We start from the raw sequence: 18,648 nt of genomic DNA, 5'->3' as shown, positions 1-18,648 counted from the left end.
GCTTTCGTCGTGTACGCCCTCTCTAACAAACCACACCACTAGAACCGACGAGGATTTGCGTTCCCCGCTCCAACGCTCGCGCATGCCAGAGCGTCCGGGAGTGGACAACCTCGTGGCCGCGCTCGACCTGCGAACGCAGGCGCTGCGCGGGTTCGCCGTGGGCGTGCTCGTCGCGGCAGCGGCGTACTACTTCTTCGTGGTGATGTCCGGCGGGTCACTGTACGACCCGTTCCTGGTCGCGCTCGCCGGCGTGCTCGCGTTCACCGCCGGGTTGCTCGCAACGCTCGCGTTCGCTATCGGTGCGGCAGTCCGCCTCGCGCGCAGTCTCGACCAGCCGCCAGCGCGAAACGTCGACTAGCCAGTGACCCGAAACGTCGACTGGTTGGCGCTCCGAAAAAAAGTACATACGACCGGGATTCCTGCGTCCGACGAATGGCGGGCGACGACTTCCCGACGCGACTCGCGGCGTTCACGGGCGACGACGACAGCGATAGCGACGGCCTGCCGTCTCCTGGTGCGGTGCTCGCGGGCGTGCTCTCGTCGCTGCGGGGCGCCGACCGATCGAGCGCGTCCGAGCGCTTCGACCCCATCGAAACCAGCCACGAGAACCACCGCTACGCGTTCGCGTGCCTGGTCGAGTTCGCGGGCAGCGAGTGCACCGCGCGCCTCGTCGTCCGCCGCGAGGACGGCTACGTGTACGCCCGATTCACCGTCCAACCACCCGACACCGGTGGCCTACTCGACCGCGTTCGTCGACGCACCGGGTACGACGCGCTGGGTGTGGACGCTTCCCTCGTCGACCGTCTCGCCGCCGTGCGCCGTCGGGTCGTCGCCCGCGGGATGGACACCCGCGTGACCACTGCGCGCACCACCGAGGATCCGGTCGGGTTCGAACTCCGCTTCGAGACCGCAGAGACCGGGCCGTCGCTGTCCGCGACCGACTACGACGACGGCCGGGACTACCTCGAGACGCCGCTGCCGGACCTCGCGTTGCGCGCCGTCGACGCCGAACGGAAGGTGCTCGACTGACGGCCCGCGCTACGCCTCTGAACTAGTCGTCCCGTGCTACGTCTCCGAGCCGGCCGCCAGTTCTCGGAGGCGGCCGGCGCCCGCCCGCGTTCCCTTCGCCAGCAGCACGTCGCCCGCCCGAATCTGGGTGTCCGGGCCGGGGTGGACGACCCACCGCTCGTCGTCGCTTGCGTGCTCGCCGGCACGTTCCGGGCGGCGCACCCCGATGACGCGCATTCCGGTCTCCGTCTTCACGGCGTGCCCGCCGAGCGTCGTGTCGTCGAGGCTACTTCTCTCGTCGACCGCGACGCGAATGATGACCTCGTCGGACTCCTCGACGGCCTCCTGGACGACAGCGTGCGTGTCCAGCCCCCGAAGCACGCCCTCGCTGATCTCGAGGGCGGCGTCGCTGATGACCTCCGTCGCGTTCGCAATATGGACGAGGCCGCGCAGCGACACGGGGTCTGGCACGTCCGCCGCCGCCCTGAGCGTCCACGCCTCGAAGCGCGACTGGAGCGCGTCGACCTCCGCCTCGAGTTCCAGCACCTCCTCGGCGAGGTCCGTGGAGTCGAACAGCACCGCGCCGTACGCGAGGTCGACCGCGAGCTCGCTCATGTTCTTCATCAGCACGACGGAGTCGACGGCGCGCTCCAGGTCCTCGATTTCGGGTTCCGGGACGTCGGGTGGTTCGTAGCGCTCGCCCGTCGCCGTCTCGTAGACCCCGCCGATAGCCTGGTCGGGGCCGCGCAACAGGAGCGCGTCGTCCGCCGCGAGTTCGGTGTCCGGGCCCGGGTTCAGGATCCAGTCGCCGCCGCGCCGGATGGCGATGACGCGCACGCCAGTCTCGGTCTCCATGTTCACGTCCTGGAGCGTGCTGCCCGCGTACGCCGAGTCCGCGGCGAGTTCCGCGCGCACCAGCGTCTCGACGGCCTCGGGGAGCGCCGCGCGCATCGCGTCCGGCACGCCGATGTCCTCCAGGACGACCTTCGCGATGTCGCCCGCGGCGTCGCTGACCTTCTCCGCCGCGCCGACGACGCCGAGCACGGGCGCGAGCGCCTCCGCGTCCTCCGTGGTTCGGGCGGCGAGCAGGAGGCTCATCCGCGCCCGCAACTGGAGGACGTCCATGCGTTCCTCGAGTTTCAACACTTCCTCGGCCACGCCGTCGCTGCCGTGGAGTACCGCCGAAAACGAGAGGTCGATGAGGAGTTCGGCGGTGTCCTTCATCTCCGCGAGCAGTTCTTTGACGCTCGCGGGTTCGTACTCGACGCGGCCTGCCATACCTCTCGGTTCTGCGCGCCACCCGAAAAACGTTCGCGTCAACCTGCCGTCCCGGCGCTGGTTCGTCGTCCCATCGACAGTTCGGTACTCCGCCGACGGCTCCCTGCGCGCGGAGGCGAGTTTTGCTGGTTCCGCGGTCGGTAAATCGATACCCATTAGGGACGACCGTGAACAACCGAACTGTATGGCTGACGAACTCAAGAAGGGCCTCGAGGGCGTGCTCGTCGCGGAGTCCGACCTGAGCTACATCGACGGCGACGCCGGGAAACTGGTGTACCGCGGCTACACCATCGAGGACCTGGCTCGCGACGCGAGCTACGAGGAGGTTCTGTACCTGCTCTGGCACGGCAATCTCCCGAATCGCGGGGAACTCGAGGACTTCGAGTCCGAGATGGCGGCCCACCGTGCTGTGCACGACGACGTGCTCTCGCTGGTGCGGGACCTCGCCGAGGCCGACGAGGAGCCGATGGCCGCGGTCCGCACCGCCGTCTCGGAGCTGTCGGCGTTCGACGACGACGCGGACGCCGACCCGACCGACCGCGAGGCGAACGTCCGGAAGGGCAAGCGCATCACGGCGAAACTGCCGACCATCGTCGCGGCGTTCACGCGCCTCCGCAACGGCGACGACGTGGTCGAACCGCGCGAGGACCTGAGCCACGCCGCGAACTTCCTCTACATGCTGAACGACGAGGAACCGGACGACGTGCTCGCGGAGGTCTTCGACCAGGCGCTCGTGCTCCACGCCGACCACGGCCTGAACGCCTCCACGTTCTCCTCGATGGTCACCTCCTCGACGCTCGCGGACCTCCACTCCGCGGTCACGTCTGCCGTCGGCACGCTTTCGGGGAGCCTCCACGGCGGCGCGAACGCGAACGTGATGCGGATGCTGAAGGAGGTCGACGACAGCGATAAGGACGCCCTGACGTGGGTGCAGGACGCCCTCGAGCGCGGTGACCGCGTGATGGGCTTCGGCCACCGCGTCTACAACGTCAAGGACCCGCGCGCGAAGATTCTCGGCGAGCAGTCCGAGGAACTCGGCGAGGCCGCGGGCGACACGAAGTGGTACGAGATGAGCGTCCAGATCGAGGAGTACATGCAGGAGGAAAAGGGCCTCGCGCCGAACGTGGACTTCTACTCGGCGAGCACCTACTACCAGATGGGCATCCCCATCGACATCTACACGCCCATCTTCGCGATGAGCCGCGTCGGCGGGTGGATCGCGCACGTCCTCGAGCAGTACGAGGACAACCGCCTGATTCGGCCCCGAGCCCGATACGTCGGCGAGGAGGACCAGGAGTTCACGCCGCTGGACGAGCGGTAGTAACGTAACGTCTCACCGAGCGCGAAGCGCTCGGGTCGACGACCGACGAAGTCGTTCGAGAGTTTTACTTTCTCGGCGTAGATTTTTGCCAGGAAGCGAGGCGCGTCAGCGCCGAGCGACTGCGGTTTCGAGGGAGTACGACCCACGCTCACCACGAAAGAGCGCGTAGCGCTCTTTCGAACGACAGCAAAACGGGGCGACCGAGCCACGAGACGTTGTACCTGCGATACATTTATCGTCCGTGACACTGATTGGCAGACGAATTTCGGACAGATGCCCTCCACCGACACCGACGTCCCCCGGTTCACCGCCATCGACTGGGACGACGAGTCGAGTCGCACAGTTCCGCTGCGCCCTCGCACCGTCGGCTTCGGGCTGGCGTTGCTCGCGGTCGCCGCGTTGTTCGCGTACGACCACGTGTACGTCACGACCGCGCTCATCGGCACCTGGAACCCGACGCGGATGGACTGGCTGTTCCTCGTCGCGGCGATGGTCACGGTCCGGTACGGCGTCGTCCCGCTGGTCTTCGACCGCGACCGGACCGCGACGTACGTCCGGGCGTTCCTCTCACACCCCCTCGGCGTGGCGAGTTTCGGCTACCTCCTCGTGCTCGGCGTGGTCGGTCTCGTCGGTCCGGACGTGTTCGGGATGGCCCGCGTCGACTACGCGGCGAAGATGCAACCGCCGGCGTTCACGAGCGTGTACGCGGAGAACATCCCGCTGCACAACTGCGTCGGCAGGGTAGTCGGTGAGTACTGCCACGGCACCCTGGCGTACCCACTCGGCACCACGAAGGTCGGCGAGGACATGGTGCGAGTCATCGTCTACGGGATGCACATCGGCTTCAAACTCGGCCTGAGTACGGCCGTCCTCCTCGTCCTCGTGGCAACCGCGGTGGGCACCACCGCGGGCTACGCCGGCGGGTGGGTCGACGACGTGCTGATGGGGTACGTCGACGTCCAGCAGGCCATCCCCGCCATCGTGCTGTACATCATTCTGGCGACGCTGTACCTCGGAAAGGGCCTGTTCGCACTCGCGCTCGTCTTCGGACTGTTCGACTGGGGCGGCATCGCGCGCCTCGTGCGCAGCGAGACGCTGAAGCGCCGCTCGTCGGGCTACGTGCGGGCGGCGCGCGCCGCCGGCGCGAGCGACCTCCACGTCGTCCGGCGACACGTCGTGCCGAACTCCACGGCTACCATCGTCACCGCGCTCACGCGCCAGATACCCGTGCTCATCCTCATCCAGGTCGCACTCGCGTACCTCAAACTGAACCGGGTCAATGTCCGGTCCCTCGGCGAGGTGTTGCTCCGAGGACTCGCGTCCACCCCGGTTCCCTGGTACCGGCGGTGGTGGGTCACCGTGTTCGTCGTCGCCACGCTGGCGGTGACGGTTATCGCGTTCAACGTCTTCGGGGACGTGCTGCGGGACGTCCTCGACCCCCAGGAGGGCGGTAACTGATGTCGCTGTTCACGTACGCGGTCCGCCGGGCAGTCGTCGGCGCCGTCGCGGCGTTCGTCGCGGTGTCGGTGACGTTCCTGCTCGTCGCGACCCACCGCTTCCACCCGGTCGAGGCCCCACTCTACGAGCAGTTCCTCGGGCACGTGGTCGGCATCCTGCAGTTCCAGTGGGGGTACTCCGAGTCGCTCGGCCGGCCGGTCGGTGACGTGCTCGCAGCGGCGATTCCGCGGACGCTTGCGTACGTCGTCCCCGCCATCCTGTTCACGTACGCGCTCGGCATCGCTGGCGGACTGATCGCGGCGTACGGCACCGACAACGTCGACGCGGGTGTCCGCGTGTTCGCGTACGCGCTGCTCGGCGTGCCGACGATGGTGCTGGGGAGCATGATCGCGTTCCAGTTGATGGGCCACGTCGACTGGGTCTCCGGCCCCATCTGGTGTACGAACCAGGGAATCGACCGCCGGTGCTGGCCACCATTCACCGCGTACAACAGCCCGTTCCTGCAGCCCGTGTACTGGGGGATTGCCGGGGCGTACGGGTGGCCGAACACGGTGCCGTGGCGCCACCTCAGCTACCGATACGTGCTCCCGGCGGCGGTGCTCTCGGTGGGCCTCGCCACGGGGCTGTTCCGACAGGCGCGCAGCGCGGCGCTCGAACACCAGTCCTCGCCCGTCTCGAAGATGCTGGCCGCGAAGGGCGCCCCGGACGTCGTGGACGCCCGCCACGCGGTGCGGAACGCCGCGCTCCCCCTGCTCTCGGTGTCGTTCGCGGAACTCATGTCGGTGTTCGCCATCTGGACGTTCGTCGTGGAGTCCGTCTTCCACGTTCCCGGCATTGCGGCGTTCGTCCAGATAGCGGTGCGCACGCGAGACCTCCCGCTGCTCGTCGGGACGACGACCGTGCTCGCGCTCGTCGGTGTCGCGTTCAGTTTCGTCCAGGACGTCCTCTACGGCGTCCTCAACCCGGAAATCGGGGAGTGATCGTCACTCGCCCGCCGCATCCGGGTCGCGTTTGGCCATCATGTCGGCGGCACGGGTCGCCCAGTCGCCGCTGTGAAAGCCCCCCAGAACGACGAGCGCCATCCAGACGTTCGTGAGCGCGACGCCCCAGTACGCGCCGGTGACGCCCCAGCCGAGGAGCACGCCCGTGACGTAGGAGAACCCGAGCAGGAACAAGCCCAGCGCGGACGCGCGGGCGACGAGCGGAACGCGCGTCTCGCTGGCGCCCTGGAGCGCACCGGAGAGTGCGACGAACACCACGAGAAACGGCGCGCTCAGGCCGTACGCGCGGGCGAACCAGACGCCGTACCGGATGGTGTCGAGGTCGCTCGCGAGGAGCGCAACGAGCGGGCGTGCGAACGCCGCGAGCAGGACGCCCACGACGCCGACGGTAGCGAGGCCGAGAGCTGTGACTGCCCAGCCCTCGAAACGCGCGCGGTCGGGGTCGCCCTCGCCGAGCGCCTGCCCGACGACGACGTTCGCGGCGACGCTGTACCCCCGTGAGAGTGGGCCGGTGACCTGCTGGTAGGCGCGTCGGCCGATCTGGAAGCCCGCGTTCACGCTCGTGCCGAACGCGAGCAGGAGCGCGTTGAACGGGAACTCCGCGAGCGCCGACACCATCCCCTCGGCGACCTTCGGTGCGCTGACCGCGAACAGTTGGCGGGTGATGACCATAGACTGCGGGCGCGCGAACCCGGCGTCGGTGTACGACGTCGCGGTGGCGGCGACGAGCGCGCTGGCGGTGAAGACGTTCGCGCCGGCGGTGGAGACGCCGACGCCGAACACGCCGAGCTCCGGGAGGCCGAAGTAACCGAGGCCGAGGCCGACGCTGCCGAGAATGTTCCCGACGTTCGCGACGGCGTTGACGTACATCGGCGTGCGGGTGTCGCCGGTGCCTTGGAGCGCGCGAGCGGCGATGAGCGCGACGTGGCGTGCGGGCGCGGTGGCGAGAATGACGCCGAGGTAGGTGGCGCCGAGGGCGACGGTGTGGGGGTCGGCGCCGAGCAGGCGGATGGCGGGCCGGCCGAACAGCAGCCCGAACGCGGCGAACGGGACGCCGGCGAGCGCGCCGACGAGGACGGCCTGCGTGATGGCTTCGTCTCGGGTACCGGCGGCGCCGCGGCCGGTGTCCTGACTGGAGAGGCTGATGGCGCCGCCGCCGAGGCCGAGGCCGACGCGCAGCGGGAAACGCGCGTAGAGGTCCGCGATACCGACGGCGACGACTGCGGCGGGCGAGATGGCGGCGGTGACGACCACGTCGACCGTCCGCATCAGCGTGCGGAGGGTCTGTTCGGCCATCACCGGCCACGCGAGGGCGAACACCCGTCGCCAGACGGACCGGAGTCGAGAGCGCACACCTCAGACTCATCGCGGCCGGGGACGGGCGTTTCGGTTCCGGCAGCCCGCCTCACCTCGCTCCGCCCCAGCCCACCTCGCCCTACTCCACTCCGCGCCAGCCTGCTCCGTTCTACTCCGCGCCAGCCCGCTCCGTTCTACTCTGCGCCAGCCCGCTCCGCTCCACCCTGCCCCGCCCGCCTCGCTTCACCCCGTTCCCCCTACCCGCCCTGCCCAGCCGGCCAGTTTCACTTTCACCACGCTTTGCTCGGTTTTATGTCCACGGGGTGTGTATTCGCAACTGTCACACGCTCCCTTGGCCGTTTCTTGGGAGTGTTCGTACCCGAGCAGCCGTCGGTCCGTCGACCGAATCGTCGGACTCCGGTCCGCCGAACGGCCGCCGGTGCTCGGCGAGGCGTCGCTGTTCTCCGGCAGTATCAAGCGTTAACACCACCAGCCACCTATCCGCGAGCATGCTCCAACTCGACGACGTTCTCGCCGCCCGCGACCGCGTCGACGACGTCGCTCGGCACACACCGCTCGACTACTCGAACACGTTCTCGGCCATGACGGGCGCGGAGGTCCACCTCAAACACGAATGCTTCCAGCGCACCGGGTCGTTCAAGATCCGCGGCGCGACCAACCGCATTCGCACGCTCACCGACGAGGAACAGGCCGCAGGCGTCGTCACCGCGTCCGCCGGCAACCACGCCCAGGGCGTCGCGCTCGCCGCGAGTCGATCCGACGTCGACGCCAAAGTCGTGATGCCCGAGACCGCGCCCATCTCGAAGCGCAAGGCGACCCAGAGTTACGGCGCCGAGGTCGTCCTCCGCGGCGTCGACTACGACGAAGCCCAGGAGTTCGCCCACCACCTCGAGGCGGAGGAAGGGCGGACGTACGTCCACGCGTTCGACGACGAGTACATCATGGCGGGGCAGGGTACCATCGGCCTCGAGATCACCGACACACTCCCGGAAGTCGACACCGTCGTGGTCCCCATCGGCGGCGGCGGCCTCATCTCCGGCATCGCGACCGCGGTGAAGGCCCACGATCCCGATATCCGCGTCGTCGGCGTGCAGGCCGAGGGCGCGTCCTCCGTGGCAGGAGCACTCGAGAAGGGCCAACCGACGGCCGTCGACTCCGTGGACACCATCGCGGACGGCATCGCCGTGCGGAAAGTCGGCGAACAGACGTTCCCGGTCGTCCAGGAGCGCGTCGACGAGGTCGTCACGGTCTCCGACGACGAGATCGCCACCGCGGTGGTGCTCTTACTCGAGCGCGGGAAGACACTCGCCGAGGGCGCCGGCGCGGTCCCGCTCGCCGCGCTCCTCGAAGGCAAGTTCGACTACGAGACCGACGAGGTCGTCGCACCCGTCCTCTCCGGCGGCAACATCGACCTCAACCTCCTCAGCACCGTCATCATGCGCGGCCTCGTCGACCAGGGCCGCTACGTCAAGGTCCGCACCGTCCTGAAGGACCGCCCGGGCGCGCTCAACCACCTCCTCGACGTCGTCGCGGAGGAGCGCGCGAACATCTACGCCATCCAGCACGACCGCACGAACCGCGACATCGCGATGAACGCCACCGAGGTGGAACTCGACCTCGAAACCCACGACGCCGACCACGTCGACCGCCTCCTCGAACGAATCCGCGAGGAGGGGTTCGAGGTCACCGTGCTGAACGGCCCCCGCCAGTACCAGTAGCGCGCCGCCACCGGACGGCGGCTTTAAGTCCGCGGGCCGAGTCCGCTCGGTCATGAAGCGCATCATCGAGACCCCCGACGCCCCCGCCGCAGTGGGCGCGTACAGCCAGGCAACCACCGACGGCGACACCGTCTACACCGCCGGCCAGATCCCGATGACGGCCGACGGCGAACTTCTCGACGACGAAGCAATCGCCACCCAGACCCGCCAGAGCCTCGAGAACGTCAAAGCCATCCTCGAGGAGGCCGGCCTCACCATGCAGGACGTCCTCAAGGTCTCCGTGTTCATGGACGACATGGACGACTTCGACGAGATGAACGACGCGTACAGCGAGTACTTCCAGGACAACCCGCCCGCACGCTCCGCCGTCGAGGTCGCGAACCTCCCGAAAGGTGTCGGCGTCGAGATCGAGGTCATCGCCGCGAACCGCGACTGAGGATGCCCGCACGCGGGACTGTCTCACACCGAACGAAAGCGAGCGCGCTCTGGGGACTCGTCGGCGCGCTCTCCTTTCTCGTGCTCGCGCAAGCCGCCCGGCTCCTCGACGGACCCAGTGTCGGCTTCCTCCCGCTGCTCGGCGTCGCCATCGTCGTCGCGCTCGGCACGACCGCCGTCACGTACCACGCCGCCGACCGCCTCCCCTGACCCGAAGAGAAGGGTTTAAACGCACCACGCGGGTACGACCAGACAAGCCGGGATGGCCGAATGGCAAAGCGCACGCCTGGAAAGCGTGTCCCCTTACGGGGTTCAGGGTTCAAATCCCTGTCCCGGCGTACCTTTTTACTTCGGCGGGTTCGCGCTGTGCGCGAACCTCGCCTCGCAAAAAGCTACGCTAAAAACTTCCTCGCACTCACTTCGTTCGTGCGAGTGAATCGCGCGGCGAAGCCACGCGAATGCTGGTGCTCCGCCTCCGCCTCCGCCTCCGCCTCCGCCTCCGCCTCCGCCTCCGCTAGCACTGCACAGCACCGCAACCGCACTGCTCCGCGACTGCACAGCATCGCGCTCGCCGCCTCGTACTCCTCCACCGCCACCGCAACATCTGCCGTTACCTCTAGGTAGCCCCTCTTTACCGGTGGAAAAAAGCCGTTACTGCCTGATTAGCTACCTTGTACTCAAACCCCTGTACGAATTGGGGGCGGATATGGCAGAAGAAGCAACCGTGGAGACGCTGACCGACTTGGGGATGCTCGAGGCGGTGCGTCTGCGCGTCTGTGAAGAGGAGATTGTGGGGTTCTCGAACGAGAAGGTCGTGGAGGACGACCGCGTCCTCGTGACGGTGCGGGAGGCCGACGGGGAGCGGTCGTTCCGCATCGAGACCCAGTGGGCCCACGGCTGGCTCGAACCCATCGTGGACGAGTTGCGGGGCGACGAGCGCCGCCCCATCGGGTCGCTGGCGGAGGTCGAGGCGCTCGGGTACAGCTAGAGGTCGCGGCTGACGCGGACCTCTTCGTCGGTGACGGTGTCGACGGCCGCCGGCGGAACCTCGAGGTCGTCGGCGTCTGCGTCCCCCCAGCCGAATGCCTGGATGATCGCTTCTGGGATGCTGGGGTCCGGTTCGACGTAGGCGGTGCCGTCGTCGACGGCAGTGATAACGCCGAGCTGTTCGCCCTCGCTGTCGACGAGGAACTTCCCCTCGTCCTCCGTCGTGAGCGTGGCCATACCGCTACGTGCGTCCGACGAACTGAAACCGTTAGTGGCCATAAATCGTGGGTCGCATCGTTAGTGGCCACAGACCGCAGTCGTCGGGCTCCTGCCGGCGGTGGAACTCGGCGAGCGCACACTCATCCGCATCGCAGAGGTGGTAGGCGATTACGTGGTGGCCGACGTCGTCGAATCGGAGTCGAACGTCGGAGGACCACCTGAACACCGACGGGTAACTTAAACGCCGCCACGCGAGCAAACTTCGGTGTCGCCACGACATCCCGTAGCTGGGTGCGTACCGACGTGCCACGCCCGAAACTCGCAAAATTATGTGTCTCTTTCACACGGTAACTCCTCTCTTGGAGCAAACCTTTATATAGAAGCACAATCAATCGTTGGGTAGCCATGTCGCAGCAGCGTATGCAGGGACAGCCCATGATTATCATGGGGGACGACGCACAGCGCGTAAAGGACAAAGACGCCCAGGAGCACAACATCTCGGCCGCTCGCGCGGTCGCAGATGCCGTGCGCTCCACCCTCGGCCCGAAGGGCATGGACAAGATGCTCGTCGACTCGATGGGCGACGTCACCATCACGAACGACGGCGTCACCATCCTTCAGGAGATGGACATCGACAACCCGACGGCCGAAATGATCGTCGAGGTCGCCGAGACCCAGGAAGACGAGGCTGGCGACGGCACGACCACGGCTGTCGCCATCGCGGGCGAACTCCTCAAGAACGCCGAGGACCTCCTCGAGCGCGACATCCACCCCACCGCCATCATCAAGGGGTACAACCTCGCCGCCGAGCAGGCCCGCGAGGAAGTCGACAACGTCGCCATCGACGTCGACCCCGACGACGAGGAACTCATCCGTAACGTCGCCGAGACCTCCATGACCGGCAAGGGCGCGGAACTCGACAAGGAACTCCTCTCGGGCATCATCTACGACGCCATCAAGCAGGTCTCCGTCGAGACCGTCGACGACGACATCGTCGTGGACGCCGAGAACATCAACATCGAGACCCAGACCGGCCGCGCCGCCAGCGAATCCGAACTCCTCAACGGCGTCGCCATCGACAAGGACCCCGTCCACGACAACATGCCTTCGAGCGTCGAGGACGCGAAGGTCCTCCTCCTCAACGAGGCCGTCGAAGTCGAGGAAGCCGAAGCCGACACCTCCGTCAACATCGACAGCCCCGACCAGCTCCAGTCCTTCCTCGACCAGGAGGAAGCGCAGCTCAAGGAGAAGGTCCAGCAGATCGTCGACACCGGGGCCAACGTCGTCTTCTGCCAGAAGGGCATCGACGACATGGCCCAGCACTACCTCGCCAAGGAGGGCATTCTGGCGGTTCGCCGCACCAAGAAGTCCGACATCGAGTTCCTGAAGAACGTTCTCGACACGTCCATCGTCACGGACCTCGACGCCGCCACCGAGGCCGACCTCGGCTACGGTAGCGTCACCCGCGACGAGGAGGACGAACTGTTCTACGTCGAGGGCGACGCCGACGACGCCCACGGCGTCACCATTCTCCTGCGTGGCTCCACGGACCACGTCGTCGACGAACTCGAACGCGGCGTCACCGACGCCCTCGACGTCGCCGCACAGACGCTCTCGGACGGCCGCGTCCTCCCCGGCGGCGGCGCCATCGAAGTCGAACTCGCGGACCGCCTCCGCAACTACGCGGACTCCGTCTCTGGCCGCGAACAGCTCGCCGTCGAGGCCTACGCGGACGCCCTCGAACTCGTCCCGCGCGTCCTCGCCGAGAACGCCGGCCTCGACTCCATCGACACCCTCGTCGACCTGCGCTCTGCGCACGAGGACGGCGACCAGCGCGCCGGCCTGAACGTCCACACCAACGACGTCGTGGACACCTTCGAGGCTGGCGTCGTCGAACCCGCACACGCCAAAGAACAGGCCGTCACGAGTGCCAGTGAAGCCGCGAACCTCGTGCTCAAAATCGACGACATCATCTCCGCCGGCGACCTCTCCACGGACAAGGGCGACGACCAGGGCGGACCCGGCGGCGCGGGCGGCATGGGCGGCATGGGCGGCATGGGCGGCGCCATGTGAAAGTAGGCGATCGCCTGCTTTCCATGGGCCGTCAGAGCCCTGCTCTGACGTAGCCGATGTAGGACGTTTTGCCCTGCGCTCGGCGCGCTTCGCGCGCCGTCGCTCGGCAAAACCTCCACTAAAAGCACTCCTCCGCTCACTACGCTTCGTGGTTCGAGAGACGCCGGAGGCGTCTCTCGTCATCACGAAAGAGCGTGCGCGCTCTTTCGAACGACTCCGTTCGGTCGCCGGCCAGCGCGCTTCGCGCGCTGTGAACCGCGACCCTTCCGGGGCCTTCGGCCCGCTCGGGTCGCGGACGCTAGCCTGGCGGCTTTGCAGTTTGCCGATTCTCGCACCGCTCGCTTACCAACGTGCGATTTCTTTCGAGAACAGCGTTCGGATAGCGGTGGCGCTACACAGTGGTCTGGTGGCCGTGGACGCGCGTCACTGCTCGACTTCGAGTTCGAACTGCTCGTTCTCGACGGGCGCGGCGAGCACAACACTCGTATTGGACTCGTTGATGTCGACGTCAGCGAGCAGTTCCTTGATGAGCGTGTTCATGTCGTCGGTGTCTCGGAACTTCCCGACCGCGATGACGTCGTAGTCGCCGGTCACCTCGTAGACGGAGATCATCTGCTTGTGGCCGTGCAGGCGGTCCGTGATGTCGGGGAGGGCGCCGCCGTCGACCTTCAACTGGACGATGGCCGTGACGTCGTAGCCCGCAGCGTCGTAGTCGACGACCGGCGAGTAGCCGTCGATGATGCCCTCCTCCTCGAGGTCGTTCAGGTGATTCGAGACGGTGGTGACGGAGACGTCTAAGTCTTCCGCGAGGCTGCGGAGGCTGGCGCGTCCGTCGCCGAGCAGTTCGTTCACGAGTTTCGCGTCGAGGTTCTCGTAGGTCACACCTCCCCGTTCCATCTCCTTCGTATAGAAGTTTACGAACGTCCAGTTATAGTCGGAGTATGGATGATTGCGGCAAGCAGCAACCATTTATAATTGGATGTCGTCTTACCTCTCGTCCCAACAGATGACGAACGGAAACCCAGATTCGGACGGCGGTCTCACTCCGAGCGAGCAGGCGGTACTCGACGACATCGAGGAACAGAACATCGACTTCCTGCGACTCCAGTTCACCGACATCCTCGGTACGGTGAAGAACGTCTCTATCCCCGCACACCAGGCGAAGAAGGCGTTTACCGAGGGAATCTACTTCGACGGCTCCAGCATCGAGGGGTTCGTCCGCATTCAGGAGTCGGACATGCGCCTCGACCCCGACCCCGACACGTTCGCGGTGCTGCCGTGGCGCTCGAACGGCGAGGGCGGCAGCGCACGACTCATCTGTGACGTCGTCGACCGCGAAGGCAACGCGTTCGACGGCGGCCCGCGCCAGGTCCTCAAATCCGTCCTCGACCAGGCGGCAGAGATGGGGTACACGGTGAGCATCGGCCCGGAACCCGAGTTCTTCCTGTTCGAGAAGGACGAGGACGGCAACGCCACTACGCGCCCCCACGACACGGGCGGTTATTTCGACCTCGCGCCGAAGGACCTCGCGAGCGACATCCGCCGCGAGATCATCTTCACGCTCGAGGACATGGGCTTCGAGATCGAGGCCAGCCACCACGAGGTCGCCGACGGCCAACACGAGATTAACTTCAAATACGACGACGCGCTCACTGCCGCGGACAACATCGCGACGTTCCGCGCGGTCGTGCGCGCCGTCGCCGAACAGAACGACATCCACGCGACGTTCATGCCCAAACCCATCGGCGAGATCAACGGGTCGGGCATGCACAGCCACATCTCGCTGTTCGACGAGGACGGGAACAACGCGTTCGCCGACGACGGCGACGAGTTCAACCTCTCCGAGACCGCCTACCAGTTCATGGGGGGCGTCCTCGAACACGCGCCCGCGTTCACCGCCGTCACGAACCCGACGGTGAACTCCTACAAGCGCCTCGTCCCCGGCTACGAGGCGCCCGTCTACATCGCGTGGAGCGACGTGAACCGCTCCGCGCTCATCCGCGTGCCCGACGCCGCGGGCGTTTCCGCGCGCTTCGAGATTCGGTCTCCGGACCCCTCGTGTAACCCGTACCTCGCGCTCGCCGCGGTCATCGCGTCCGGCCTCGACGGCATCGAGCGCAGCGTCGACCCCGGGAGTTCGGTCCGTGAGGACATCTACGAGTTCGACGAGGCCAAGCGCGCGGAGTACGGCATCGACACGCTCCCCGGCAGTCTCGGCGAGGCCGTCACCGCGCTCGAAAACGACGAGGTGGTGTCGGACGCGCTCGGCGAACACGTCGCCGAGAAGTTCGTCGAGGCCAAGCGCCAGGAGTTCGGGGAGTACAAGGCGTCCGTCTCGGAGTGGGAGGAGGAGCGCTACCTCGAGACGTTCTGAACGGCACTCCGGCCGACCACGCTTCTTCTCGCATCAGACCAGGAGCACTCTTCTTTCTCGCGTCAAACCGACACCGCTTCGCCCCGCCAGTGGTCCTGTATCGCGGGCAGCGCGACGAAGGACGCGCCCGCCACGACGTGGACGGCGGCGACGACCGGAACGGCGGCGTCCGTCGCCAGCGTGAACGCGGCCGCGCCGCCGAGCGCCGCGAGCGCGACCGCGCCGGCGACCGGGTGAACGTGGGCCTCGAGGGCCTCCCGACGGCCGACGATCTCCCACCCGGCGAGCGCGCCGAACGTCGCCGCGAGCGCGCCGACCGCGTCCTCGGTCGGTCCAGCGACAACGAACCCGGCGAGCGCGATGGCGGCGGCGAGCGCGAACCCGTAGTCGACGCGGCGCTTGGTGAGCGCGAGCGCGGCGGCGAGGAACACCGCGCCGACGGCGAACCCCGCGAGCACGTCGACGAGATAGTGGACGCCCAGCGCGAGGCGCGTGAACCCGACGAGCAGGATGAACGCGACCGCGACCGCCCAGCGACGCGCCCTCGACCACAGACCGGTGAGCGCCGCGAGCGCTCCGTAGAACACGGTTGCTCCCGTCGCGTGGCCGCTCGGGAAGCCGTTGCCCTCCTCGGGAATCAGCATCACCGTCTCGGGCGGACGCGGCAGCGAGAAGAACGACTTCGCGGCGACGACGAGCGCGAGCGCGCCGAGCGTCACGGCGAGCAACCGCGCGCCGTCGCGGCGCGACAGCCAGTTCCGAGTCGGCCCGAACCAGTAGACCGCGGGGCCGACGGACACGAGGAAGAACGTGCCGCCGAGGAACGTCAACGCCAGCAGCAGGGGCACCACGCTCTCCGGCATCGCGCCGGCGATGGCTCTGGTCACGTCGAGGCCACGGTCGCTTGCGGCGGCCCCCGGCACGCTCATGAGCGCCACGAGCGAACGCGGTCGGCCACGCGACCTGGCAGCCCCACGGCGTTCATGCCCAGTCCGAACAGCACCATCAGCGTGTAGAGGCCGAGCGTCGAGAGCCACACGACGACCATCCCGAGGATCGCCCACCCACCGCCGAGGTAGGCGAACGCCCCGATGGTCATAGCGGTTCCGTAGAGCAACACGAGATACGGCCCCCAGCCGCGGGCCTTCCCGCTACGGATGCGTCTGCGGACGTACTGCTTCAACTCGCCCTCCAGTTCGTTCTTGCTCACCGTCTTGGCGTCCAGTTCCTCGCGGAGCGCCCTGACCTCGGCGCCGAGTTCCGCGACGTCCGGTGCTTCCGTCGGTGGCGCCGGGCGCGTCTCGTCGGCGTCCTCGTCGTCTCGTCCCGCCAACACAGCGTTGAGTATTGCACCGAGCGTGATAACGATGCCGCTGAAGTAGAGCCACGTCACCAGCAACAGCGCCGCACCGAGCAGCCCGTACACTTCGAAACTGCCGACGGTCGCCGCGTACACCCGGAACGCCTGGGAGAGCACCGTCCATCCGACGGCCGCGAACATCGCCCCCGGGAGCGCCGCGCTGACTGTCATCGGGAGGTCCGGGAAGACGTAGTACATCGGGAGGAAGACGAGCGTGAGCGTCACCAGCAGCGTCCCGATGCTCGCGGCGTTCGCGAGCGGACCAGGTCCGAGAACGGGAACCACGATGCCGACGACGAGCGACGCCGCCAACGCCAGCGGAACGGCGAGCAGGACGACCAGCGCGTCGGCCAGCTGGCGGGGCAGCGACTCCGCGGACCGGACGCCGTATATCTGCGAGAACGCGACGTCGAGCCCCCGGAACAGCTTCAACCCCGACCACGTCAGCAGTGCGATACTCACGACCGTGGCGCCGGTTCGACCCCTCGCGTTCGTCAACGCGTCCCGTATCGCGTCCCGCCCGCTCGCCGTCAGGAACTGGTCGAGGTAGCCGACGACGGCGTCCGCGAGTTCCGGCCCGCCGACGGCCGTGCCGATGGCGACGCCGAGCAACAACAGTGGGACGATGGAGACGAACGCGTAGTACGCGACGGCGGCCGACAGGAACGTGATCTGTTCGTCGCGCGCCGCCGCGAGTACGCTCCTCGCCACGCCGACCGCGGACCCGATTCGTGTCACGGACCCGACTTCGACGTGAGATGGTATAAATTCGGTCGCCGAACCGGAACCACGCTACCGCGCATCATTGTCCCCACGCTACCGCCCACCACCGTCCGCTACACTACCGCGCATCACTGCCCGCACGCTACCGCATGTCACGGTGGACTCTCTATCGCGTGACGCGCCGCACTACGCTATCGCGTCCTCGACGTCCGCAAGCGTCCCGTCCGTCTTGAACGTCGTGCCACCGAAGTGCGTCCGGGTCGCAGCGAGGCCGGCGTCCCGCAACTGCGCCAGGAACTCGTCCATCCCGATGGCGGGCTCCGATAGCTGCTTGTAGACGCGATGCTGGTCGAAATGTGTCGGCTCGTGGAGTTCGCCCTCGATAGTCCTCAGGAGCTTCCGTGCGCGCTTCGCGGACCCGGCGTCGTCCGGTATCTGTTCGTGCACCGCGGCGACGAACTCCCGGTCGTGGGCCGGCCCGAGCCAGAGCGGCCCCGCCGTGAGGACCTGCGGGCCGCCGCAGTGCGCGCACGTCTCCGGCGCGTCCGCGAGCAGGCCGTACTCGTGCTCGCGGTGCAGACACTGCTGGCAGTGGTAGACGTAGCCGAGTTCCTCTACGGCTTCGTTTGCGTCAGTCGCGCGGTGCGAGAGGTCGAGATACGTTCGCACATAGTGGTCGCTTACGTGGCTCAGAATCGGCGTTACGCCCACGTCGTAGCGCGCCGCCGTCCGCGCGAGCGCCGACAACAACACCCGCAGTCCCATCTCCGCGTGGTACTCCGTGTTCCGCGGGACCGCGGAGTACTTCCGCACCCCGGACTCGAAGTGCGCGCCACACAGCGGCGCGGTGTCCGTCGCCGTCACGCAGACCAGATTCCGGGCGTTCGCGAACGCCGCGTCCGCGAACGGTATCGGCGACCCGAACGGGTCGATGTCGACCACGTCGAACACCCGGTCGTGGTCGTGTAGCAGGCTGTTCGCGTCCCGCTCGACCACCTCACCGTCCAGGGTGTTGCGCGCGAGGTTCTCTCGCGCCAACTCGACCGCGTCGGCGTCCAGGTCCGCGAGCGTCGCGTCCCACCCGTTCGCCGCCGCTCGTGCCCCGCGAATTCCCGACGCCGCCATCGCGTCGAGGTAGGACTCGGCGCGTGGCTCGCGCTCCCGGTACGCCGCTAGCGCTGCCACCGTCACGTCCCGGTTCAACTCCTGCGTCGGATTGAAGAACACGCCCGACGCCGCGCCTTCACCGCCGCCCGACTCCTCGGGCACCTCTACGGTGACGCCGCCCTCCGTCACGTCCATGGTCTGGGCTAGTTCTGGACGCGAGATAAACCCCGGGATACGGGGCTAGAGGAAATCACTGTACCACCGCTGAG

At 67.5% G+C, this 18,648-nt stretch carries 18 protein-coding genes and 1 tRNA gene; 12 read left to right on the top strand and 7 right to left on the bottom strand.

Annotated features, from left to right (window positions below; all coding sequences use genetic code 11):
• Positions 1-82 precede the first annotated feature (82 nt).
• Complete coding sequence (locus tag LT970_RS11855; RefSeq protein ID WP_232686684.1) at positions 83-358, top strand: DUF7536 family protein; 276 nt, start codon at positions 83-85, stop codon at positions 356-358.
• Between the two features lie 74 nt (positions 359-432).
• Positions 433-1,029, top strand: coding sequence for a hypothetical protein (locus LT970_RS11850; protein ID WP_232686683.1), 597 nt, complete (start codon positions 433-435; stop codon positions 1,027-1,029).
• A gap of 36 nt (positions 1,030-1,065) precedes the next feature.
• Here LT970_RS11850 and LT970_RS11845 read toward each other — a convergent pair whose 3' ends face one another.
• The gene (locus tag LT970_RS11845) at positions 1,066-2,286 is read right to left on the bottom strand and encodes a potassium channel family protein (RefSeq protein ID WP_232686682.1); all 1,221 of its coding nucleotides are present in this window, start codon (positions 2,284-2,286) and stop codon (positions 1,066-1,068) included.
• Positions 2,287-2,470: 184 nt separating this feature from the next.
• On the opposite strand from LT970_RS11845, the gene citZ reads away from it, so the two are divergent.
• The 3 genes from citZ to LT970_RS11830 all read left to right on the top strand — a co-directional run bounded on the left by citZ (position 2,471) and on the right by LT970_RS11830 (position 6,045).
• On the top strand, positions 2,471-3,607 hold the full coding sequence (citZ, locus tag LT970_RS11840) for a citrate synthase (protein ID WP_232686681.1): 1,137 nt from the start codon (positions 2,471-2,473) through the stop codon (positions 3,605-3,607).
• A gap of 273 nt (positions 3,608-3,880) precedes the next feature.
• Positions 3,881-5,065, top strand: coding sequence for an ABC transporter permease (locus tag LT970_RS11835; RefSeq protein WP_232686680.1), 1,185 nt, complete (start codon positions 3,881-3,883; stop codon positions 5,063-5,065).
• The gene (locus tag LT970_RS11830) at positions 5,065-6,045 is read left to right on the top strand and encodes an ABC transporter permease (protein WP_232686679.1); all 981 of its coding nucleotides are present in this window, start codon (positions 5,065-5,067) and stop codon (positions 6,043-6,045) included. The genes LT970_RS11835 and LT970_RS11830 overlap by 1 nt, the downstream gene beginning before the upstream one ends.
• Before the next feature lie 3 nt (positions 6,046-6,048).
• Here LT970_RS11830 and LT970_RS11825 read toward each other — a convergent pair whose 3' ends face one another.
• A complete protein-coding gene (locus LT970_RS11825) occupies positions 6,049-7,362 on the bottom strand; it encodes an MATE family efflux transporter (protein ID WP_349292265.1) in 1,314 nt (437 codons plus the stop codon).
• A 509-nt stretch (positions 7,363-7,871) separates the two neighbouring features.
• Between LT970_RS11825 and ilvA the strand changes: the two genes are divergently transcribed.
• The 5 genes from ilvA (at position 7,872) to LT970_RS11800 (ending at position 10,524) form a co-directional block, all read left to right on the top strand.
• Complete coding sequence (gene ilvA, locus LT970_RS11820) at positions 7,872-9,101, top strand: threonine ammonia-lyase (RefSeq protein ID WP_232686677.1); 1,230 nt, start codon at positions 7,872-7,874, stop codon at positions 9,099-9,101.
• Positions 9,102-9,153: 52 nt separating this feature from the next.
• The gene (locus LT970_RS11815) at positions 9,154-9,537 is read left to right on the top strand and encodes a Rid family detoxifying hydrolase (protein ID WP_232686676.1); all 384 of its coding nucleotides are present in this window, start codon (positions 9,154-9,156) and stop codon (positions 9,535-9,537) included.
• Positions 9,538-9,539: 2 nt separating this feature from the next.
• The gene (locus tag LT970_RS11810; RefSeq protein ID WP_232686675.1) at positions 9,540-9,746 is read left to right on the top strand and encodes a DUF7981 family protein; all 207 of its coding nucleotides are present in this window, start codon (positions 9,540-9,542) and stop codon (positions 9,744-9,746) included.
• Positions 9,747-9,792: 46 nt separating this feature from the next.
• Positions 9,793-9,874: transfer RNA gene (locus LT970_RS11805), tRNA-Ser, on the top strand.
• Positions 9,875-10,242: 368 nt separating this feature from the next.
• On the top strand, positions 10,243-10,524 hold the full coding sequence (locus LT970_RS11800) for a hypothetical protein (RefSeq protein WP_232686674.1): 282 nt from the start codon (positions 10,243-10,245) through the stop codon (positions 10,522-10,524).
• Here LT970_RS11800 and LT970_RS11795 read toward each other — a convergent pair.
• Complete coding sequence (locus LT970_RS11795; protein ID WP_232686673.1) at positions 10,521-10,760, bottom strand: DUF8593 domain-containing protein; 240 nt, start codon at positions 10,758-10,760, stop codon at positions 10,521-10,523. The genes LT970_RS11800 and LT970_RS11795 overlap by 4 nt on opposite strands.
• A 387-nt stretch (positions 10,761-11,147) precedes the next feature.
• Between LT970_RS11795 and thsB the strand changes: the two genes are divergently transcribed.
• Positions 11,148-12,815: a thermosome subunit beta gene (gene thsB, locus LT970_RS11790; protein WP_349292214.1), complete on the top strand. Its 1,668-nt coding sequence runs from the start codon at positions 11,148-11,150 to the stop codon at positions 12,813-12,815.
• A gap of 423 nt (positions 12,816-13,238) precedes the next feature.
• Here thsB and lrp read toward each other — a convergent pair whose 3' ends face one another.
• Positions 13,239-13,697 (bottom strand): HTH-type transcriptional regulator Lrp, encoded by a 459-nt coding sequence (gene lrp, locus LT970_RS11785; RefSeq protein ID WP_232686672.1) that lies wholly within the window; start codon positions 13,695-13,697, stop codon positions 13,239-13,241.
• A 124-nt stretch (positions 13,698-13,821) separates the two neighbouring features.
• Between lrp and glnA the strand changes: the two genes are divergently transcribed.
• Positions 13,822-15,189 carry a type I glutamate--ammonia ligase gene (gene glnA, locus LT970_RS11780; RefSeq protein ID WP_232686671.1) on the top strand — a complete coding sequence of 456 codons (1,368 nt, stop codon included), beginning with the start codon at positions 13,822-13,824 and terminating at the stop codon, positions 15,187-15,189.
• A gap of 62 nt (positions 15,190-15,251) precedes the next feature.
• Here glnA and LT970_RS11775 read toward each other — a convergent pair whose 3' ends face one another.
• The 3 genes from LT970_RS11775 to LT970_RS11765 form a co-directional block, all read right to left on the bottom strand.
• Positions 15,252-16,118 (bottom strand): phosphatase PAP2 family protein, encoded by an 867-nt coding sequence (locus tag LT970_RS11775; RefSeq protein ID WP_232686670.1) that lies wholly within the window; start codon positions 16,116-16,118, stop codon positions 15,252-15,254.
• Positions 16,115-17,287, bottom strand: a complete 1,173-nt coding sequence (locus LT970_RS11770; RefSeq protein WP_232686669.1) for a YihY/virulence factor BrkB family protein — start codon at positions 17,285-17,287, stop codon at positions 16,115-16,117. The genes LT970_RS11775 and LT970_RS11770 overlap by 4 nt, the downstream gene beginning before the upstream one ends.
• 171 nt (positions 17,288-17,458) lie before the next feature.
• Positions 17,459-18,574 carry a tRNA (guanine(26)-N(2))-dimethyltransferase gene (locus tag LT970_RS11765; protein ID WP_232686668.1) on the bottom strand — a complete coding sequence of 372 codons (1,116 nt, stop codon included), beginning with the start codon at positions 18,572-18,574 and terminating at the stop codon, positions 17,459-17,461.
• Positions 18,575-18,648 lie beyond the last annotated feature (74 nt).

This window comes from Halobacterium zhouii, assembly GCF_021249405.1.
Classification (GTDB): Archaea; Halobacteriota; Halobacteria; order Halobacteriales; family Halobacteriaceae; genus Halobacterium; species Halobacterium zhouii.
This window is presented reverse-complemented; position numbering and strand designations above follow the sequence as displayed.